The organism is Pseudomonas sp. PME37.24/025, from assembly GCF_055556615.1.
On record NZ_JBVHNK010000190.1, the window covers coordinates 1 to 272 of the forward strand.

Below are 272 nucleotides of genomic sequence, written 5' to 3' on the forward strand. Positions count from 1 at the left end.
GTCGGCTTCGGAATAGACGCACACGCCGGTCACGTCCAGCGTGCGCAAGGTGCGCAGGATGCGGCAGGCAATGGCGCCGCGATTGGCGATGAGCAAGTGGTCAAACATGGAATGGGCCTGGAAATCCGGGTCGTCCCGTGATTCGAAAAACCGGCTCGCGGTCGTCCGCGAGGGGTGCACTACTGCGGTCGGTCAAGCGGTGCGGATCAGTCCCACACCAGCACTTCGGCCGCCGTCGGGTTCCAGCCGTTGCAGGGATTGTTGAGCTGCGG

General features: G+C 64.3%; 1 protein-coding gene. It reads right to left on the bottom strand.

Annotation, left to right across the window (positions count from 1 at the left end; all coding sequences use genetic code 11):
* A partial coding sequence (locus tag ACZ3HH_RS30025; protein ID WP_465810218.1) for a biotin carboxylase N-terminal domain-containing protein occupies positions 1-108 on the bottom strand: 108 nt, incomplete at its 3' end.
* Positions 109-272: the final 164 nt, after the last annotated feature.